The organism is Ruegeria sp. F11 (assembly GCF_056533855.1).
This window is the reverse complement of sequence record NZ_JBQFOW010000040.1, coordinates 1-1,338: the sequence shown is the minus strand read 5'-3', so window position 1 is coordinate 1,338 and position 1,338 is coordinate 1. Positions and strand designations below refer to the sequence as shown.

1 protein-coding gene is annotated in these 1,338 nt (G+C 56.7%); it reads left to right on the top strand.

Annotated features, from left to right (window positions below; translation table 11 throughout):
• The first annotated feature begins 85 nt into the window (after positions 1–85).
• On the top strand, positions 86–1,105 hold the full coding sequence (locus ACR0NJ_RS21230; RefSeq protein ID WP_480819078.1) for an IS110 family RNA-guided transposase: 1,020 nt from the start codon (positions 86–88) through the stop codon (positions 1,103–1,105).
• Positions 1,106–1,338: the final 233 nt, after the last annotated feature.

The window sequence follows — 1,338 nt, the reverse complement described above, 5'->3', positions numbered from 1 at the left end:
CGGATGAGGTGGATGGCTCCTGCTCCACCGGTATCGAACGTGCCAAAGTGCAGTTGTTATCGACTGCTGGGAAAGGAGCCACCCAATGACAGTAAAAACTGTGGGCCTGGATTTGGCCAAGGACGTTTTTCAGGTGCACTGTGTTTCAGCCACGGGGCGTCGGATCATCAACAAGAAGATCAAACGCGCGAAGTTGATCGCCTTCTTCGAGACATTGCCGCGCTGTGTGGTTGGTATTGAGGCCTGCGGATCATCCCATCACTGGGGGCGCAAGTTGCGTGAGCTTGGCCATGACGTTCGGCTCATGCCAGCAGCCTACGTCAAACCTTACGTGAAGCGCGGCAAGACCGATGCAGCCGATGCAGAAGCGATCTGCGAAGCGGTGCGTCGCCCGACCATGCGCTTCGTCGAGATCAAGTCCGAAGACCAGCAGGCGATCCTTGCTATTCATCGGGCGCGCGATCTGGTCGTCCGTCAACGTACCCAGGTCGTAAACATGATCCGCAGTATCCTTCGCGAGTTTGGTCACATCCTACCGACGGGTATTGAAGCTGTGTCCAAGTTCGCGCGAGAGCGCGGCACCGAAGACCAGTTGGAGATGCCCGAGATCGCGGACGGCATTCTTGGTGTGATGTGTCATCAACTGAACGGGCTCAATGTGCGGGTTGATGGGCTGACCAAACTGATCGAACAACATGCATGGCTGGAAGCCGATGCACGTAGGTTGATGCGCATGCCGGGGATCGGACCAATCACCGCGTCGGCTGTTGTTGCCACCATTGGCGATGCAAAACAGTTCGAGACTGGCCGCGATTTAGCCGCCTGGTTGGGCCTGACACCGTTGAACAAATCCAGCGGCGGTCGAGAGCGCCTCGGGCGGATCACGAAGAAGGGTGACCGTTACATCCGAAAATTGCTGATCATCGGAATGACGTCGCGCGCGCTCATGGCCAAGAACAGCCCAGAGAAAGCCGACACCTGGACTGCGAAGCTTCTGGACGAAAAGCCCTTCCGACTGGCGACAGTCGCCATGGCCAACAAATCCGCTCGGATCATCTGGGCGCTACTGACGAAACAGCAGGAATACCGGCAGCCGATCTGTTGATCCTGCCAAGAGATGCAAGACGCTTGATGTGATGATGCGAAACGAAGTCAACCAAGAGTAAGGACACTCCGACCAATGTCGCGGCACTTGAGGTCGTTAAGCCGATAGGAACCTTGCTCGCGGAACTCATCAGGGCCAGTGGCAACCGCCACGCAAACAGGCCGGACACACGACTGTACTGACAGACCATCGCAACTACAGAAATCTCTTGCAATGCAGGAGCCATCCACACA

Coding starts and splice junctions, on each gene's coding strand:
- ACR0NJ_RS21230 (WP_480819078.1), top strand. CDS start 86: ATGACAGTAAAAACTGTGGGCCTGGATTTGGCCAAGGACGTTTTTCAG.